16 protein-coding genes are annotated in these 17,206 nt (G+C 69.6%); 11 read left to right on the forward strand and 5 right to left on the reverse strand.

Annotated features, from left to right (window positions below; translation table 11 throughout):
- Nucleotides 1-16: 16 nt before the first annotated feature.
- On the reverse strand, nucleotides 17-847 hold the full coding sequence (locus BLT96_RS09940; RefSeq protein ID WP_090863939.1) for an MBL fold metallo-hydrolase: 831 nt from the start codon (nucleotides 845-847) through the stop codon (nucleotides 17-19).
- 250 nt (nucleotides 848-1,097) lie between these two features.
- On the opposite strand from BLT96_RS09940, the gene tilS reads away from it, so the two are divergent.
- The 6 genes from tilS to BLT96_RS09970 all read left to right on the forward strand — a co-directional run bounded on the left by tilS (nucleotide 1,098) and on the right by BLT96_RS09970 (nucleotide 7,856).
- Nucleotides 1,098-2,609 carry a tRNA lysidine(34) synthetase TilS gene (gene tilS, locus BLT96_RS09945; protein ID WP_336433188.1) on the forward strand — a complete coding sequence of 504 codons (1,512 nt, stop codon included), beginning with the start codon at nucleotides 1,098-1,100 and terminating at the stop codon, nucleotides 2,607-2,609.
- 87 nt (nucleotides 2,610-2,696) lie between these two features.
- On the forward strand, nucleotides 2,697-3,248 hold the full coding sequence (gene hpt / locus BLT96_RS09950; protein ID WP_090863943.1) for a hypoxanthine phosphoribosyltransferase: 552 nt from the start codon (nucleotides 2,697-2,699) through the stop codon (nucleotides 3,246-3,248).
- A 761-nt stretch (nucleotides 3,249-4,009) separates the two neighbouring features.
- Complete coding sequence (gene ftsH / locus BLT96_RS09955) at nucleotides 4,010-5,350, forward strand: ATP-dependent zinc metalloprotease FtsH (protein WP_272867355.1); 1,341 nt, start codon at nucleotides 4,010-4,012, stop codon at nucleotides 5,348-5,350.
- On the forward strand, nucleotides 5,350-6,531 hold the full coding sequence (locus tag BLT96_RS09960) for a pyridoxal phosphate-dependent aminotransferase (RefSeq protein ID WP_090863945.1): 1,182 nt from the start codon (nucleotides 5,350-5,352) through the stop codon (nucleotides 6,529-6,531). The genes ftsH and BLT96_RS09960 overlap by 1 nt, the downstream gene beginning before the upstream one ends.
- Nucleotides 6,532-6,542: 11 nt before the next feature.
- Nucleotides 6,543-7,013, forward strand: coding sequence for a hypothetical protein (locus BLT96_RS09965; RefSeq protein ID WP_090863947.1), 471 nt, complete (start codon nucleotides 6,543-6,545; stop codon nucleotides 7,011-7,013).
- 27 nt (nucleotides 7,014-7,040) lie between these two features.
- Entirely contained in the window at nucleotides 7,041-7,856 is an 816-nt protein-coding gene (locus tag BLT96_RS09970; RefSeq protein ID WP_090863948.1) for a phosphatase, read from the forward strand.
- Between the two features lie 27 nt (nucleotides 7,857-7,883).
- Here BLT96_RS09970 and BLT96_RS09975 read toward each other — a convergent pair whose 3' ends face one another.
- Together BLT96_RS09975 and BLT96_RS09980 are read right to left on the reverse strand one after the other, a co-directional pair.
- Nucleotides 7,884-8,699 (reverse strand): exodeoxyribonuclease III, encoded by an 816-nt coding sequence (locus tag BLT96_RS09975; RefSeq protein WP_090846025.1) that lies wholly within the window; start codon nucleotides 8,697-8,699, stop codon nucleotides 7,884-7,886.
- 77 nt (nucleotides 8,700-8,776) lie between these two features.
- Nucleotides 8,777-9,703: a patatin-like phospholipase family protein gene (locus BLT96_RS09980; RefSeq protein ID WP_090863950.1), complete on the reverse strand. Its 927-nt coding sequence runs from the start codon at nucleotides 9,701-9,703 to the stop codon at nucleotides 8,777-8,779.
- Between the two features lie 120 nt (nucleotides 9,704-9,823).
- Between BLT96_RS09980 and BLT96_RS09985 the strand changes: the two genes are divergently transcribed.
- From BLT96_RS09985 to BLT96_RS09995, 3 genes are all read left to right on the forward strand, one after another.
- Nucleotides 9,824-10,567: an NAD-dependent protein deacylase gene (locus tag BLT96_RS09985; protein ID WP_090846021.1), complete on the forward strand. Its 744-nt coding sequence runs from the start codon at nucleotides 9,824-9,826 to the stop codon at nucleotides 10,565-10,567.
- Between the two features lie 90 nt (nucleotides 10,568-10,657).
- The gene (gene folP / locus BLT96_RS09990; RefSeq protein ID WP_090863952.1) at nucleotides 10,658-12,091 is read left to right on the forward strand and encodes a dihydropteroate synthase; all 1,434 of its coding nucleotides are present in this window, start codon (nucleotides 10,658-10,660) and stop codon (nucleotides 12,089-12,091) included.
- Nucleotides 12,082-12,675, forward strand: a complete 594-nt coding sequence (locus tag BLT96_RS09995) for a hypothetical protein (RefSeq protein ID WP_090863954.1) — start codon at nucleotides 12,082-12,084, stop codon at nucleotides 12,673-12,675. Before folP ends, BLT96_RS09995 begins: the two co-directional genes overlap by 10 nt.
- On the opposite strand, the gene BLT96_RS10000 is transcribed toward BLT96_RS09995, so the two are convergent.
- The gene (locus BLT96_RS10000) at nucleotides 12,672-13,484 is read right to left on the reverse strand and encodes a type III pantothenate kinase (RefSeq protein WP_090846017.1); all 813 of its coding nucleotides are present in this window, start codon (nucleotides 13,482-13,484) and stop codon (nucleotides 12,672-12,674) included. The two genes, BLT96_RS09995 and BLT96_RS10000, sit on opposite strands and share 4 nt — an antisense overlap.
- 202 nt (nucleotides 13,485-13,686) lie before the next feature.
- On the opposite strand from BLT96_RS10000, the gene rpmE reads away from it, so the two are divergent.
- Both rpmE and BLT96_RS10010 read left to right on the forward strand, forming a co-directional pair.
- On the forward strand, nucleotides 13,687-14,136 hold the full coding sequence (rpmE, locus tag BLT96_RS10005) for a 50S ribosomal protein L31 (RefSeq protein WP_090846015.1): 450 nt from the start codon (nucleotides 13,687-13,689) through the stop codon (nucleotides 14,134-14,136).
- A gap of 168 nt (nucleotides 14,137-14,304) precedes the next feature.
- On the forward strand, nucleotides 14,305-15,726 hold the full coding sequence (locus BLT96_RS10010) for an NAD(P)/FAD-dependent oxidoreductase (RefSeq protein ID WP_090863956.1): 1,422 nt from the start codon (nucleotides 14,305-14,307) through the stop codon (nucleotides 15,724-15,726).
- Between the two features lie 80 nt (nucleotides 15,727-15,806).
- On the opposite strand, the gene BLT96_RS10015 is transcribed toward BLT96_RS10010, so the two are convergent.
- Nucleotides 15,807-17,153, reverse strand: a complete 1,347-nt coding sequence (locus BLT96_RS10015) for a hypothetical protein (protein WP_090863958.1) — start codon at nucleotides 17,151-17,153, stop codon at nucleotides 15,807-15,809.
- Nucleotides 17,154-17,206 lie beyond the last annotated feature (53 nt).

A 17,206-nucleotide genomic window follows, 5' to 3' on the forward strand; every position in this document is an offset into this window, starting at 1 on the left:
CCGGCGGGCGCGGATGCTACCAGATGGCGAGGGGCTCGTCCTGGCTGGCGACGCAGATGGTGAGCAGGCCGTCGGGCGTGCGGGCCTCCGGCGCGCCGTCTGAGTCGCGCCGGACCGTGGCACCCATGGCCTGCGCGAGCGTGCGGACGCACGTGGCGGGGCGGTTGTTCTTCTGCGAGAGGTGGAGGGCCACGACGGTCTCCGTGTCCTGGGTCACGAGCAGCGGCAGGGCGTCCGCGGCCTGGTCGTTGGAGAGGTGGCCGGCGTCGCCGCCGACGCGCGCCCGCAGCCACGCGGGGTACGGGCCGTGGGCGAGCATCTGGACGTCGTGGTTGCTCTCGAGCCCGAGGATGCGGACGCCACGCAGCTGGCCGAGGGCCTCTGCCGTGAGGTAGCCGGTGTCCGTGCACCAGCCGATGGAATCCTCTATCTGGCCGTCTGCGTCGAGCACGGAGAAGCGCAGGCCAAACGGGTCGGCCACGTCGTGCGAGGTGGGAAACGTCGTGACGACCATGCCGGCGAGCCGCAGCGTCTCGCTGTGCGTGACGAGCGTGAACGGGAGGCTGACCAGGGGCTTTGCGCCGCCGGCGGTGCCGGCCGTTGCGAGGAGCTCGCCGTCGAAGTGGTTGCTGAGCACCGGGAGGCCGCGCGTGTGGTCGGAGTGCTCGTGCGTGACGAGGACGTGCGTGACGCGGTCGAGGTCGCAGCCGCAGGCGTCCGCGCGGCGCATGAGCTCGCGGCGCGAGATGCCGCAGTCGACAAGGACGCTGCCTTGCGGGCCCTCGACCACGGCGGCGTTTCCCTTGGATCCGCTGGCCAGTACGTACAGGTGCATCTTGGGCGTCATGTTGCTCCCGGGGGTGGCGGCCGCGGGGTGCGGCCGAGGTTGCTTTCGAGCTAGGCATTGTAGTGCATGGTGGTGTGCGGCGCGTGGCGGCGTGGCGCCCTGCGTGTCGCGTGGGTTTCCGCGGCGCCGCGTCCGCCCGCGTCGGCGTATCCTACACTTACTTGCTACTGACATTCGCGCCGCCGACCCTCGGTGGGTCGCGGCGCCGCGCCGCGGGGCGCTCGTCCGGACGGAGGCATCGTTGCCAAGCGTGAGCAGAAGGTTCGCACGTACCGACCAGCGGTTCCTAAGGCCGTCGTCCAAGCGCGACGACAGCCTGCGCGCGCCGGTCGTGCTCATGGTCTCGGGCGGGGCGGACTCCACGGCGCTGCTGCTGCTTGCGGCGACGTCGGAGCTCGACATCGACGACGGCCGCGGCACGGCGCGCATCGCGCGCGAGCGCCTGCACGTGCTGCACGTCAACCACGGGCTGCGCGGGCTCGACGCGCAGGAGGACGAGGAGTTCGTGCGCGAGCTCTCCGCGCGCTTCGGCATCCCGTGCACCGTGCGGCGCGTGGACGTGGCCGGGCTCGCGAGCGAGGAGGGGCTAGGCCAGCAGGCGGGCTCCAACGTGGAGAACGTCGGCCGCGAGGTGCGCTACCGCGAGGCGACGGAGCTCGCCAACCGCCTGTGCCGCGAGGTCGACGTGCCGCGATCCGCCGCGCGGATCCTCACGGCCCACACGGCCGACGACCGCGCGGAGACCTTCCTCATGAACGCGATCCGCGGCAGTGGGCCCTCGGGCCTCTCGTCCATACCGCGGCGGCGCAACCGCATCGTGCGGCCGCTGCTGGACCGCACGCACGAGGAGCTGTGCGACCTCCTCCGCATGCGCGGCATCGTGTGGCGCGAGGACCGCACGAACGCGGACACCCGCTACCTGCGTGCCTTCGTGCGCCACGAGGTCATGCCGCTCCTGCGCGAGCGCAACCCGCGCCTGACGTCGGGCATGTCCGCCTCGTGCGACATCCTCTCGGACGAGGACGCTTACATGAACCAGGTCGCGTCGCGCACGTACCGCGAGCTCATGCGCCGCAGCTCGCCCACCATGGTCGCGCTCGACGGCGCGCGCCTGGCCGCGTGCGAGGTCGCCATCGCGCGGCGCGTCGTGCGAAAGGCCATGCTCGCCGTCTGTCCGGACGCCCGGCTCGAGGCGCGCCACATCAACCGCGTGCTGTCGCTCGTCGCGGCGGGAAGCGGGTCGGCGTCCACGCCCATGGGCTGCGATGCCCGCATGGAGTACGGCCTCTTGTTCGTGCGCGCGCAGGGCGAGAAGAGCGGCCCCCTCGCCCTGTGGCTCGACGTGCCCGGAAGCGTGTCGCTGCCCGACGGGCGGCGGCTTTCCGCCCGTCTCGCGCAGGTGCCGGCGGGGTCCTCGCCGGAGGCCGTCGCTCGGGCCCACGCCGTGGAGTGGGACGGCCAGTCCGTCCTTCTCGACGCGGAGGCCTGCGGGCTCGACCTCGCGCAGGGCGGGCGCCTGTGGGTGGACGCGGCCGCGCCCGGCGACGTCATGTGCCCGCTCGGCATGCACGGCCAGAGCAAGAAGCTCTCGGACCTCCTGAACGAGGCCAAGGTCCCGGCGGCGGACCGCCCGCAGGTGCCCGTGGTGCGCACGTCTCCCACGGGGGCGGTGGTGTGGGTCGCGGGGATACGGCCGGACGAGCGAGTTCGAACGCTTCCGCGCACAAGGCTGCTGCTAGAATTGGGCATTGGTAGGGACTGACCGCACAGGAGGCATGGTCGGCCCGCAAGGCCGGCGCATGCAGGGGCAGCCGTCGCGCGCCCCGCACACAAGCGAAAGGGGAACGCAATGGCAGAGCTGCATCCGGACATCGAGAGCGTCATCCTGAGCGAGGACGACATCAAGCAGATCGTGGGCCGTCTGGGCCAGGAGGTCAGTCGCGACTACGAGGGCAAGAACCCGCTGGTAGTCGCCGTGCTCCGCGGCGCGTTCGTCTTCACGGCGGACCTGCTGCGCCAGATCACCGTGCCGTGCGCCGTCGACTTCATGGCCGTGTCCAGCTACGGCGCGGGCGTGAAGAGCTCGGGCGTCGTGAAGATCCTGAAGGACCTCGACACAGAGATCCAGGGCCGCGACATCCTGATCGCGGAGGACATCCTCGACTCTGGCCTCACGCTCAGCTACCTGGTCGACCTGCTCCGCGGCCGCGGCGCCAAGTCCATCAAGATCTGCGCGTTCGCCGTGAAGGACATCCCCGGTCACACGGCGGCCATCACGCCCGACTACGTGGGCGCGCACGTCCCGAACGAGTTCATCGTGGGCTATGGCCTCGACTACGCCGAGCGCTATCGCAACCTGCCCTACGTGGGCATCCTGAAGCCCGAGGTCTACAGCAAGTAGGCCAAAAGCAAGCAACGCAACGCAAGGAGTCACTTAGTGTCGGACAACAAGAAGCACGACCGCGGGAGCGGGATCGACCCCAACGGCCTCAGGCCGGACGGCCCCAACTCCCGCAGGTCCCTCATCGTCACGCTCGTCATGATCGCAGCGCTGTGCTACGCGGTGTACACGGGCTACGGCGCGTTTCGCGGCAAGCCGTCCGCGGACGTCATGAGCACCAACGAGTTCGTGACCGCCGTCAAGCAGGACCGCATAGAGAGCGTGACGTACAAGACGGAGGACGGCAGCCTCTCCGGAACGTACTGGCGCCACACGGCGGACGTGGGCGAGAAGAACAAGGCGTCCCGCTTCAAGAGCTACTACGTGGGTGCGGACAGCCTGCAGGAGCTCATGGCGAAGCAGCCGGACACGAAGTTTACCATCGACACGTCGTCGAGCGACTTTTTGCAGTCCGTCCTCATCACCGTCGTCCCCACCATCCTGGTGGTCGTCGCGTTCGTGTACTTCATGAACCAGATGAACGGCGCGAACGGCCGCACCATGAACTTCGGCCGCGCCACGAAGGCGCGCACCTCCGAGGAGACGCGCCCCAAGGTGAAGTTCGACGACGTCGCCGGCATCGACGAGGCCGTGGAGGAGCTGAAGGAGGTCCGCGACTACCTGCGCGAGCCGGAGCGCTACAAGAAGATGGGCGCGAAGATCCCGCACGGCGTGCTTCTGGTGGGCCCCCGGGAACCGGCAAGACGCTGCTCGCCAAGGCCGTGGCCGGCGAGGCGGGCGTCCCGTTCTTCTCCATCTCCGGATCCGACTTCGTCGAGATGTTCGTGGGCGTCGGCGCAAGCCGCGTGCGCGACCTCTTCAAGCAGGCGAAGGACGCCGCGCCGTCCATCATCTTCATCGACGAGATCGACGCCGTCGGCCGCCAGCGCGGAGCCGGCCTCGGCGGCGGGCACGACGAGCGCGAGCAGACCCTGAACCAGCTGCTGGTCGAGATGGACGGCTTCGACGACAACTCCGCCGTCATCCTGATCGCCGCCACGAACCGTCCGGACATCCTGGACCCGGCGCTCCTGCGCCCCGGCCGCTTTGACCGGCAGGTCACGGTCGACCGCCCGGACGTCAAGGGGCGCGAGAAGATCCTGACGGTCCACTCCAAGAACAAGCCCCTGGGCACGGACATCGACCTTGCCCGCATCGCGAAGCTCACGCCGGGCTTCACGGGCGCGGACCTCGCGAACCTCATGAACGAGGCGGCGCTTCTGGCCGCGCGGCGCCACAAGGACGTCGTCGGCATGCCCGAGATAGAGGAGTCCATGGAGCGCGTCATCGCCGGCCCCGAGAAGAAGGGCCGCGTGATGAGCCAGAAGGAGCGCACCACGATCGCCTTCCACGAGAGCGGCCACGCCCTGGTGGGCCACGTGCTGGAGAACAGCGACCCCGTGCACAAGATCAGCATCATCAGCCGCGGCCGCGCGCTGGGCTACACCATGCAGCTGCCGGAGGAGGACCACTTCCTGGAGACCCGCGACGGCATGCTCGACCAGATCGCCGTGCTTCTGGGCGGCCGCACCGCGGAGGAGCTGTTCTGCGACGACATCACGACGGGCGCGAGCAACGACCTGGAGCGCGCCACGAAGATCGCGCGCTCCATGGTCACGGTGTACGGCATGAGCGACGAGCTGGGCGCGCAGGTGTTCAGCGAGCCGCAGCACGAGGTGTTCCTGGGTCGCGACTACACGAACCACCACGACCTTTCCGCCGAGACGTCCAAGCGCATCGACGACGAGGTGGAGCGCATCATGCGCCAGGCCCACGTCCGCGCGCGCGAGGTGCTCGAGGCCCGCACCGACCAGATGCGCACGATGGCGAGCGTGCTGCTTGACCGCGAGACCGTCGAGGGCGACGCCGTGAACGCGCTTTTGGACGACGAGTGGGACGCCTACCTCGCCGCCCACCCGGAGGAGGCCTCCGCGGGCGAGAAGGACGCGGCGCCTTCCGCCGAGGCGCCCGCCCGGGGCGACGCGGCCGGCGCCGCCTGCCCGGCGGACCCAAACGTGAATGCCGCGGACGCGCAGGCGCCCGCCCAGAGTGAGGAGAGCTAATGGCCATCAACCAGAAGAGCTACGACTACGGCGCGGCGAAGTCCTCCATCCGCGAGATCGCGGCGTACGGCGCGGCGCGCAAGGCCCAGATCGGCGCGCAGAACGTGTTCGACTTCAGCCTGGGCAACCCGTCCGTCCCCGCGCCGGACGCGGTGCGCGCCTCCATCGTCAGGAACGCGGCGCTCCCGGCGTCGCAGCTGCACGGCTACACGCCGGCCGCCGGCCTGCCCGCGGCGCGCCAGGCGGTCGCGGACTCGCTCAACCGCAGGTTCCAGACATCGTACGAGCCGGGCGACCTGTACCTTACCTGTGGCGCGGCCGCGGCCATCAGCATCACGCTGCACGCGATCGTGAACCCCGGCGACGAGGTCATCGTGATAGCGCCGTACTTCCCGGAGTACCGCGTCTGGATCGAGACCGCGGGTGCCACGTGCGTGGAGGTCATGGCGGACGCCACCACGTTCCAGGTTGACACGGCCGCGGTGGACGCGGCGATCACGCCCAACACCAAGGCCGTCATCATCGACTCGCCCAACAACCCCGTGGGCGCCGTCTACACCAGACGTACGCTCCTCTCGCTCGCGTCGGTCCTCTCCGGCCGCAGCGATGAGCTGGGACATCCCATCTACCTGGTGTCCGACGAGCCGTACCGCGAGATCACCTACGGCGCGGAGGTTCCGTGGGTGCCCGCGATCTATGACCGCACCATCGTGTGCTACTCGTACTCCAAGTCGCTCAGCCTGCCGGGCGAGCGCATCGGCTGGACGCTGGTGCCGAACACCAACCCCGACCACGACGAGCTGGTGCTTGCCGTCGCGGGCGCGGGCCGCAAGCTCGGCTTCGTGTGCGCGCCGGCGCTGTTCCAGCGCGTGCTGATAGACTGCGTCGACGAGCCCACCAACGTGGAGGCGTACGCGCGCAACCGCGAGGCGCTCGCAGGCGGCCTGCGCAGGCTCGGCTACACCTGCATCGAGCCGGAGGGTGCGTTCTACCTGTGGGTCAAGTCGCTGGAGCCCGACGCGGAGGCGTTCTTCAGGCGCGCCCGCGACCTGGAGCTCCTGCCCGTGCCGTCAAACAGCTTCGGCTGCGAGGGCTGGGTGCGCCTGGGCTACTGCGTCTCGTACGAGACCATCGTGGGCTCCATGCCCGCGTGGCAGAAGCTCGCCGAGTCGTACCGCTAGGGGCGACGTCGATGCTGCGCAACAACCGCACGCACGCCCGCACCTGCGGCGACTGCCGCTTCATGACGGAGCGCATGGGCGTCCTGCGCACACACTGCGAGTGCCTGGAGCCCAGCCAGTCGGGCCGTCGCGTGGGCGAGAAGGACGCGGCCTGCCCGTTGTTTGCGGGCCACATGGTGAAGCCCGGCCCCAGCCTGGCGGAGCTTCTGGGCGCGGACACCCGCCGTGCCGTGGGCGAGCTCACGTCCGAGAAGCCCGCGCGTACGGGGCGCCGCGGGACGGGGACCACCGGCGCCGCCGCCGCGGCCGGCGCCCCGGCCAACGCGGATGCCGCGCCCGCCACCGCGGACGAGGCGGACCTCGCCGCGCTCGAGGCGCGCGCCCAGGCCGCGGAGGCACGCGCGCAGGCGCTCGAGGCAAAGGCCGCACTCGCGGAGGCCCGCGCACGAGCCAGCCGCGGCGGGCGGGCATCCGGCCGCTAGGGGAGTCCGGCCGCCAGGGAGGAAGACATGCTGCACATAGCCTGCGACGTCCACACGCACACGATCTTCTCGCGCCACGCGTACTCCACCATAGAGGAGAACGTGCGTGCCGCGGCGGAGATGCGCGTCGAGCTCCTGGGCTCGACGGACCACTTCAGCGCGATGGTCCACCCCGCGATCGACGGGGAGTACGACCTGCGTGATTTCCAGCACTTCCTGAACGTGCACAGCTGGCCGCGCATCTGGAACGGCGTGCGGCTGCTGCATGGGGTCGAGGCGGACATCGTGGATGTGGACGGCCACCTGTTTGGGCACGACATCGTGTGCGGGCGCGACATCACGGGTCGCGCGCTGCGCCGTCCCATCAACCTGAAGGAGCGCGTGCTCGACGAGTGCGACTACGTGATCGCGAGCGTGCACGACAGGTCGTGGGCGGAGGGCGCGAGCCTGGCCCAGACCACGGAGTGCTACGTGCGCGCGCTCGAGGACCCCAAGGTGCTGATCCTAGGGCACACGGGACGCTCCGGCATGCCGTACGACCTGGGCGAGGTGCTTACCGTCGCGAAGGAGCGCGGCAAGCTGATAGAGATAAACGAGGCCACGTTTGGCGACCACCCCTCCGCGCGGCAGAGCTGCCGCCGGATCGCGGAGCGCTGCGCGGAGATGGGCGTCATGATCTCCACCGGCACGGACGCGCACATATCGTACGGAATAGGCCGCTTCGACCACGTCCGCTCCATGCTGGAGGAGATCCGCTTCCCGCAGAAGCTCGTGGCCACGCGCGACGCCCAGACGTTCCTGGACGTGCTGGGGCGCGCCATCGGCCGGCCGGACGGGCTGTAGCGGGCCGCGCCTCGGCCGGCGCCGGGCCTACGCCCTGATCGTCAGCTCCACGGGGCAGTGGTCGGACCCGTACACGTCGTCCAGAATGCGCGCGCCCGTCACGCGGTCAAATGCGCGGTCGCTCACCAGGAAGTAGTCGATGCGCCATCCGGCGTTGCGCTCGCGTGCGCGCATGCGGTAGCTCCACCAGCTGTACGCACCCTCGAGCGTGGGGTTCAGCGTGCGGAACGTGTCCGTGAAGCCCGCGTCCAGGAGCTTGCCAAAGCTTGCGCGCTCCTCGTCCGAGAAGCCCGCGTTCTCGTGGTTGGTCGCCGGGTTCTTAAGGTCGATCTCCTCGTGTGCCACGTTGAAGTCGCCGCACGTCACGACGGGTTTCTGCCTGTCGAGCCCCTGCAGGAACTCGCGGAAGCGCTCGTCCCACACCATGCGCTCGTCCAGGCGCGCGAGGCCCTGCTTCGAGTTGGGCGTGTACACGTCCACAAACCAGAAGCCCTCGAACTCCAGCGCGCACACGCGGCCCTCGTCGTCGGCCACGGGGCTGCCGATCTGGCGAATCACCTTAAGCGGCTCCGCGCGGCTGAACACGGCGGTGCCGGAGTACCCCTTGCGCTCCGCTGAGCTCCACACCTGCGTGTAGCCGGGCAGGTCGAGCTCGAGCTGCCCCTCCTGCATCTTCGTCTCCTGCAGCGCGAACACGTCCGCGTCCAGCGCGTCGAACACCTGCATGAAGCCGGGCTCCTTCTTCATGACGGCGCGCAGCCCGTTCACGTTCCACGAGACGAGCCTCAGCTCGCGCTCGCCGGCCGCCTTTGGGGCGCTGGCGGTCTCGTTGGTGTCAGCCATGTCTCTCCTTCGTGGGCGCACCGCGCCCGTCGGGTCCGTTGGGTTTCTCGTCTTGCGTTAGCGCTGCGGTACTCGCCCTAGCGCTCGTCCTGCGGCGCCTTCCAGTTGGGGTCGCCAAACAGGAACTCCTTGTACCGGGGCATGTCGCGCCTCGCCTGCGCCTCGCCCAGGGCGTATGCGGTCTTGAGCGCCACCGGGTCGAGCGTCGTGCTCTTCACGGGCATCATGTCCGGGCGGATCACCAGGCAGCGGCCCTCGCGCTCCATCTGCGCAATGCGGTCCAGCTCCGCGTTGTAGCGCTCGGAGCGAGTGAGAAGGGCCTCCCTCACGTATGGGTGCTCGCTCCCAAACCGGAGGGTCGCGTCCTTCTCGCCCCTCGAGGGCGGCTCCTTGCGATATCCCGCCGGGCGCGTCGCCACCAGCAGGAAGCGGGTGTAGCCGGCGCGCTCCGCCATGAACAGCGGGATGCCCGCGCCTTCGCCCAGGCCTCCGTCCAGGTACGTGACGCCACCTATGGGCTGGGGCTTCATCAGGACGGGGAGCGAGGAGCTCGCGCGGACGCACGCCATGAGGTCCTGCCACGTGGGCATGTCCTCGCGCGTGAACACGCGCGTCCTGCCCGTGTCGCGCTCGAAGGCGGAGACCGCCACGCGCGCCGGGTTCGCCTGGAACGTGTCCCAGTCAAACGGAAGGCTGCCGTCCTCCACGCAGCCCTCGTACAGGTAGTCCGCGTTGAAGTAGCGCGTGCCGCGCAGGATGGAGCCAACGCCCGCCGCCGGTGCGCCCGACCCCTCGAACCCCATGAACGCGTTTCTCACGCGCCGCGCGTCGCGGCTGAGGTAATCGACCGCGTGGCTGGAGCCCGCAGAGATCCCGCATACAAAGTCGAAGTATATGCCCTCGGCCAGCAGGGCGTTTGCAAAGGCCGCGGTGTACGCCGCGCGATAGCCGCCGCCTTCGAACACCAGGGCCGTCTTGTGCACGTTGTTTGTGAGTGGTGCCATGTCGCCGCCTTACGTCGGGTGCCAATGCCTCAACCTTACCCGTTTGCCGCCCGCGCCCGCACCAGAACCGACCCCGGCGCACCAAAGTGCTACGGTAGGCACAGTCACGAGGAGGCAGACATGGGCAAGACGATCACGGACCCAAGGCTCGCCGCGCAGGAGCTGAGGAAGCTCACGGACGCGTCGGCGCACACGGTGTTCTTTGGCGGGGCAGGCGTTTCCACCGCAAGCGGGATCCCGGACTTCCGAAGCGAGAACGGCCTGTACAACCAGCACTTCTCGTCCAAGTACTCCCCGGAGGAGCTTTTGAGCCACCACCTGTGGAAGCAGGACCCGGATGCGTTCTACGACTTCTATCGCAAGATGATGTGCGCGCCGGACGCCAGGCCTAACCAGGCGCACGTAAAGCTTGCGCAGCTGGAGCGCGAGGGCAGGCTCGACGCCATCGTGACCCAGAACATCGACGGCCTGCACCAGGCCGCGGGCTCCAAGAACGTGATCGAGCTCCACGGCTCGACCCACCGCAACCACTGCGTGGACTGCGGCGCCGCGTACGACCAGGAGTGGATGCTTTCCACCACCGGCGTGCCGCGCTGCACGCGCTGCGGCGGCATCGTGAAGCCGGACGTGGTGCTGTACGAGGAGTCCCTGGACGAGAAGGACATAGAGGCCGCGGTCATGGCCATAAGCCACGCCGACCTCCTCATCATTGGCGGCACGTCGCTTGTGGTGTACCCGGCGGCCGGGCTGGTGCAGTACTTCAGGGGCTCGCACCTTGCCATCGTGAACCTGGAGCCCATCGCGCAGGATTGCGCGGCAGACGTGGTTTGTGCCTGCGACATAGCAAAGGCGTTCGATTGGTAGGCCGCAAGCGGTTACAATCTTTGGGAACACTCCGGGGCGTGCGCGCGTGCGCGGCGCCCCTTGACCTTGACCCGTTTGGAAGGTGTACCCATGCTTCGTGAGGACTACTCCACCTGGCGCTGCGGCCAGCACGTGCTGTCGCTGGCACGCCCGCGCGTCATGGGCATCCTCAACGTCACGCCGGACTCGTTCAGCGACGGGGGAGAGAACACAGACCCCGCGGCCGCCGTGGAGCGCGCGCTGCAGATGCTGGACGAGGGCGCGGACATCATCGACGTGGGCGGCGAGTCAACGCGCCCGGGTGCCAAGCCGGTGACGCCGGAGGAGGAGGCGCACAGGATCGTGCCCGTGATTCGTGGGATCCTCTCCAAGGCCCCCACGGCCATCATATCCGTGGACACGCGCCACGCCGCCGTGGCAAAAATCTGCGTGCGGCTGGGCGTCTCCATCCTGAACGACGTGACCGGCTTTACGGACCCGGCCATGGTCCAGGTGGCCGCGGAGAGCGACTGCGGCTGCATCGTGATGCACTGGAACAAGCTGGGCGGGCCGGTCACGCGGCGCATGGTGCAGCTTGACTCCGAGCGCCCCGCGCGCGTGCGCCGTACCGTGCCCACGAGCACCAGGCGCTTCACGCTGCCGGAGGCCGCCCCCGTCATGAGGGAGATCATGGGCTTTCTGGGCGACCAGGCGCGCGTGCTCATGCGTGCCGGCGTCAGCCACGACCGCATCTGCATAGACCCGGGCCCCGGCTTCGACAAGACGTACGACCAGGACGTGGTGATCCAGCGTGCCACGCGCAAGCTCGTCTCGATGGGCTATCCCGTGCTGAACGCCGTCTCGCGCAAGCGCTTCGTGGGCGCGGTGTCTGGCGTCAAGGACGCGCGGGACCGCGACTTTGCCACGACGGGCATCGCGCTCGCGGCCGTGGAAAGCGGCGCGCGCGTGCTGCGCGTGCACGACGTCGCCGGTGTCTGCCAGGCGCTGGACACGTACTGGGCCGTCACGAAGGCGGACCCGCGGCAGGGCTTCGTCTCTATTGGCTCGAACGTGGGCGACCGGCTCGAGAACCTGTCCCGCGCCGTGCGCCTGATAAACGAGATTCCCATGACGTGCGTCGTCCAGGCGAGCCACGCGTACGAGACGCAGCCCGCCTACGGCATCGAGACGAGCGTGGTGAACGCGGTGGTCGAGATCAGGACCGAGCTTGCGCCCATCGTGCTGATAGATCGCCTGCTTGACATAGAGACGCAGCTGAAGCGCATGCGCGACCCGCGCCTTGCCGGCCATGGCCCGCGCACCATAGACTGCGACCTGTGCTTTGTGGAGGACGAGGAGCACGCCGGCCCCAAGCTGACGCTGCCCCACCCGCACCTGGGCGAGCGCGACTACGTGCTGGTCCCCATGGAGGACCTCATGCACGACCCCGTGCGCTACCTCATGCACGCCGGCGTGCCGGTGTACGCGCCGGAGGACCGCGTGGGGCACGTGGTGGCCGAGGTGGGTGAGCTGGATTGGCAGTAGCGACTCCCGACGGCGCCGACGGCCACGAGCGCGCCGCGGAGCGCGTGCTTGCCAGCACGACGGTGCGCCCGGACGTGCCGATGCAGATGTACACCTGCCTGCCGCAGGTGCTGGCCCTGGGCCTCGCGCGGGCGCTTGCCGCCGCGGGCCTTCCCGGCGCGCGCGTGGCCTGGCCAAACGCCGTGGCCGTGGACGGGGAGCCGGTGCTTCGCGTGGACGTGCGCGCCGGCTACGACGAGGGTATGTTCGGCAGCTGCGACGTGGTGCTTCTTGCGGGGGACGACCGCGCCTTGCCCAGGGGAGAAGAGCTTGCCCGCGCCCTTGAGCAGGCGTCCGCCCAGTGGGAGGACCGCCTGCGCCGCGCCTGCGTGGTCGCAGGCCCCTTGGCGCCGCTCTTGGACGACTACTTCGAGACGATGGACGCCGCGAACGAGCGCGTGGAGGTGGTGTACCCCAACGGCCGCGTCGCCGCGCGCGGCGTGCTGGCCGGGCTCGACGTGTGGGGTCGCGCCAGCGTGCGCACGGACTCCGGCCGCGAGTTGAGCATCTCGCCGGAGCAGGCGTCCATCCGCCGCGAGCCCTAGCCGTTGATGTCGCGCTGCCTGCGGGCGGCGCGCTTCTCGTTTCTGTGGCGCCAGATCAGGTAGATGCCGCGAACGGTGAGGTTGGGGTCGACGGTGTCGAACACGTCCGTCGCGCCAGAGACGATGCTTGCGAGGCCGCCCGTGCCCACGACGGTGGTGCCTGGCTCGGCGAGCTCGGCCTTGATGCGCGCGACGAGGCCCTCCACCTGCGCCGCCGCGCCGATCACGATGCCGGACTGCACCGCGGTCTCCGTCGTGGTGCCAAGCGCGTGAGGCGGCACCACCAGGGGCACGCTCGACAAGCGCGCCGCGTGGCTGAAGAGCGACTGCGCGGAGGAGAGCACGCCCGGCATGATGGCCCCGCCGCGAAACGCGCCGGCGGCGTCCACCACGTCGATGTTGGTGGCGGTGCCGAAGTCCACCACGATCACGGGCGAGCCGTAGCGCTCGCGCGCGGCGACGGCGTTTGCGATGCGGTCCGAGCCCACCTGGTGCGGGTCTGGCATGTCGATGCGGATGCCGCAGTCGCGCGTGGCGTCTACCAGCAGCACGTCCTCCGCCATGAGGAGGTTGGACATCATGTACTGCCACTCCTGCGTGAGGATGGGCACGACGCTCGCGATGGCGACGTCCGTCACGCTCTGCAGCGTGAGGCCGAACATGAGGAAGTAGCCGTACAGGCGCTCGTGCAGCTCGTCGGCGGTGTCGGTGTGGTCCGTCGCCATGCGCCACTGGCGCCGGAGGGTGCCGTCGGTGTCGAACAGGCCGAGCGTCGTCTGGGTGTTGCCTACGTCCACGGTAAGGAGCATGGGGTGCCTCCGGGTCTTGTCGCACGGGTTTCTAGCGCCTAGTCTACAGGGTGCGAAGGCGCCGTGGCGACGAAAGCGCCATTTCTTCTCCACAACACGCCTATGGGGAATCTGATACACTCCTATAGCTTGACGCCCTGATTGGAACCAGGGCTACCATCCTCGCCTGGTCGGAAACCAGGCCTACCAAAGGAGTCCCAGTATGAAGCAAGGCATCCATCCTAACTACGTGGAGTGCACCGTCCGCTGCACCTGCGGCAACACCTGGGTCACCCGCTCCACCAAGAGCGAGATGACCATCGACCTCTGCGACAAGTGCCACCCGTTCTACACCGGCCAGCAGAAGCTCGTCGACACCGGCGGACGCGTCCAGCGCTTTGCCAACAAGTTCGGTGGCGCCGCCGCCGCCCAGCTCAAGGCCGCCGAGGCCGCGAAGGCCGCCAAGGCCGCGAAGGCCGCCGAGCTCGCCGCTGCCAAGAAGGCCGCCAAGGAGGCCAAGGCCGCCGAGAAGGCCAAGCGTGCCGCCGAGTACGCGAAGAAGGCCGAGGCCGAGGCTGCCAAGCAGGCTGCCAAGGCTGCCGCCGAGGCCGAGACCGCTGCCGAGACCGTCGAGGCCGCGGCTGCCGACGCCGAGGCTCCTGCCGCGGAGTAGGCTCCGGCTTGATAGCGGCGCGCCGGGTCGTTGGCGTGCCGCAGCGCATGAGCATGAGGGGAGGTCGACTTTGGTCGGCCTCCCCTTTTGCGTGCGGGTGCGGGCGCGGGTACAATGCCGGTGCAGGCCCGCCGCCCGCGGCAACCGTCACGCAAGAGAGGTGCAGCCATGGCCGAAGAAGCCTCAACCATACGCACGGACGTCCTCATCGTGGGCGCAGGCCCCGCCGGAATCTTCACGGCGCTTGGCCTGCTGCGACGGGGCGACCGCCGGTCCATCACCATGGTGGAGAAGGGCCTGCCCATCGAGCGGCGCCGTTGCCCGCGAGAGGCAACCGGCCACTGCGCGGGATGCGCCCCCTGCCGGATCACCACGGGCTTCTCGGGAGCCGGCGCGTTCAGCGACGGGAAGCTCTCGCTCTCGCCCGAGGTGGGCGGCGACCTTCCGCAGCTCGTGGGGACGGACGTCGTGGCGGATGGCATCTCGCGCGTGGACGACATCTACCTGGGGCTGGGCGCAGACCCGCACGTGGAGGGCGTCGGGCATCCCAAGAGCGTCGCGGACATCCGCCGCCGCGCCATCAAGGCCGGCCTCAAGCTGGTCGACTGCCCCATCCGCCACCTGGGGACGGAAAAGGCGCAGCAGATCTACGCGCGCGTGGAGCGCGAGCTGCTGGACGCGGGCGTGAGGGTCCTGTTTGAGCACGAGTGCCTCGAGGTGCTGGTGCAGGGCGAGAAGTGCCTGGGCGCCGTCGTGGCGCCCACCGGCCGGCCGCAGGCCCAGACAAAGATCCTGGCCGCCGAGACCGTAGTCGCCACCGGCCGGCGCGGCGCGCTCTGGTTTGACGAGATGTGCGCGGAGCACGGCATCAGCCACGCCCCCGGCCCCGTTGACCTGGGCGTTCGCGTTGAGGTTCGCAACGAGGTGATGGAGGACGTCAACAACGTCCTGTACGAGTCCAAGCTCGTGGGCTACCCGGCGCCGTTTCGCAACAAGGTGCGCACGTTCTGCCAGAACCCCGGCGGCTTCGTGAGCCAGGAGAACTACGACGGAGGCCTCGCCGTGGTGAACGGCCACTCGTACAAGGAGCGCAAGAGCCCCAACACCAACCTGGCCGTGCTGGTATCGTTCAACTTCCGCCAGCCGTTCCACGAGCCCATCGCCTACGCCCAGCACGTCGGGCGCCTCATGAACATGCTCGGCGCCGGCCACATCCTGGTGCAGCGCTTTGGCGACGTGCTGGAAGGCAAGCGCACGTGGCCCAAGGAGCTCAGCCGCTCCAACGTGGTGCCCACGCTCGCGGACGCGGAGGCCGGCGACATCACGGCCGCGATGCCGTACCGCGCCATGACAGAGATCGTGGCGTTCATGCAGGCCGTCGACCTGGTGGTCCCCGGCTTTGCCGCGGACGAGACCCTGCTGTACGCGCCGGAGCTCAAGTTCTACAGCAACCGCGTGGTGATGGATAAGCACCTGGACACCAACGTCGCCGGCCTGCACTGCCTGGGCGACTCGTCCGGCTGGACGCGCGGCCTCATGATGTCCAGCGTGATGGGCCTGCTCATGGGAGAAGAGCTCTCGTCCCGCTAGGGTCGCCGCCGGGGTCGCGCGCCCTTCTCGCCCGTGGCGCCGGGCCGTGCGACCTGCTGGCGCGCCGGCTGCCGGGGCGCCTACTGGCGCTGGAGCGTGAACGTGTCCGTGTACGTGGCCGTCGCGTCGTACGGTATGAGCAGGAACGACTCCTTCGACGTGTGGCTGCACGTGACGCGCGCGACGGCGCGGTCCGCATTGTCGGCAGACCCAAAGCCCACGACCACAGAGATCGTGCCGCGCGCGTCCTCGGGCGTCGTGAGCTCGAACGCGTACGTGCTGCGCGTGGGGTCGTCCACCGGGTCAAGGCGCTCGCCCTCAAACGTGACGCCGCTTATGGCCTCGTCGCCGTCGCTCGCGTCCGCGTCCTGCTGCGGCGCGGCGTGGTAGTGCGCGACGCAGCCCAGCGTGCCAGTTACGCGGCGCGAGCCGTTGGACAGCGCGTCGATCGTGATGGAAAGCGTCTGCCCCTGCGCGCCAAAGCACCTGGCGCCGGAGGCATCCTGGCTCTGGAACGTGCCCGTCCACGTGCCCACCACGGGCGAGAGGCTCGTGCGCCGCGCGCCCTTGCTTGCGCTTGCCTTGCGAAGCTCCCACGAGCCGCTTGCGGCCGCAAAGGAGAAGTGCGCGTCCACGTTGCATTCCAGCGCTTGGTAGCCGCGTCGCCGCACCAGGCGAATGCGGACGTCCTGCTGCTGACGCTTGCGGTCAAAGGTTGACTTCTTTATGGTGACGTCCGCGTCTTGGTACAGCGTGGCAAGGCTTTTCTTGCTGCTGCCTGAAGACGCGTCCGCCTTGGCCAGGATCGCACCCACGCCCGCGCGAATGCGCGTGCGAGAAACGCCGCGCGTCGCCGCGAAGGATGCCGCGCCGTCCAGCCGGCACACGTCCAGCCGCCATGCGCCGTCCGCGTCGCGCTCGTACGTGAGGCTCGCGGGCGCCGTTGCGCGCACGCGCCCGCTCTGGTACGTGACGTCCGCCATAACGACGAGCCTGCCTGCCACGGAGCTCCGGCCGCGCACCTTCGCGTCGGTGGCAACAAGGTCTTCCGCCACGTCGAACGCGCCGGCGCTCCAGTCCGGCGCGGGTGCGTGCGCCACGGCGTCGCGCTCCACGCGCGCGTCGTCCGGGCCGCCCAGAAGTCCCAGGCCCGCGGCCACGACCGTGGCAACGCACAGCGCCACGGCGAGAAGGACCGCCGCCGTTGCCGCACGGTGGTGCCGCACGGCATCCCACGCGCTTCTCGCCCAGGCGCGCGCCTTGCGCGCGAGAGGCGTCGCGGTTGCCGCGGGTGCGGCTGCGGAGGCTGCGGGCGTCGCCTGCGTCGCGGTCTTATCGCGGCCGTCGGCCTCCGCGGGGGAGGGGCGGCTCTGCGTGCGCTGCGCGTCGTCCGGCGTGGGCGACGCGTTCTTGCCGTTGTCTTGCATGGGCCTCAGCTCCCTCCCTCGCACGTGCCGTGCGCGAACAGTTTCTCACAGTT

The organism is Parafannyhessea umbonata (genome assembly GCF_900105025.1).
GTDB classification, from domain to species: Bacteria; Actinomycetota; Coriobacteriia; order Coriobacteriales; family Atopobiaceae; genus Parafannyhessea; species Parafannyhessea umbonata.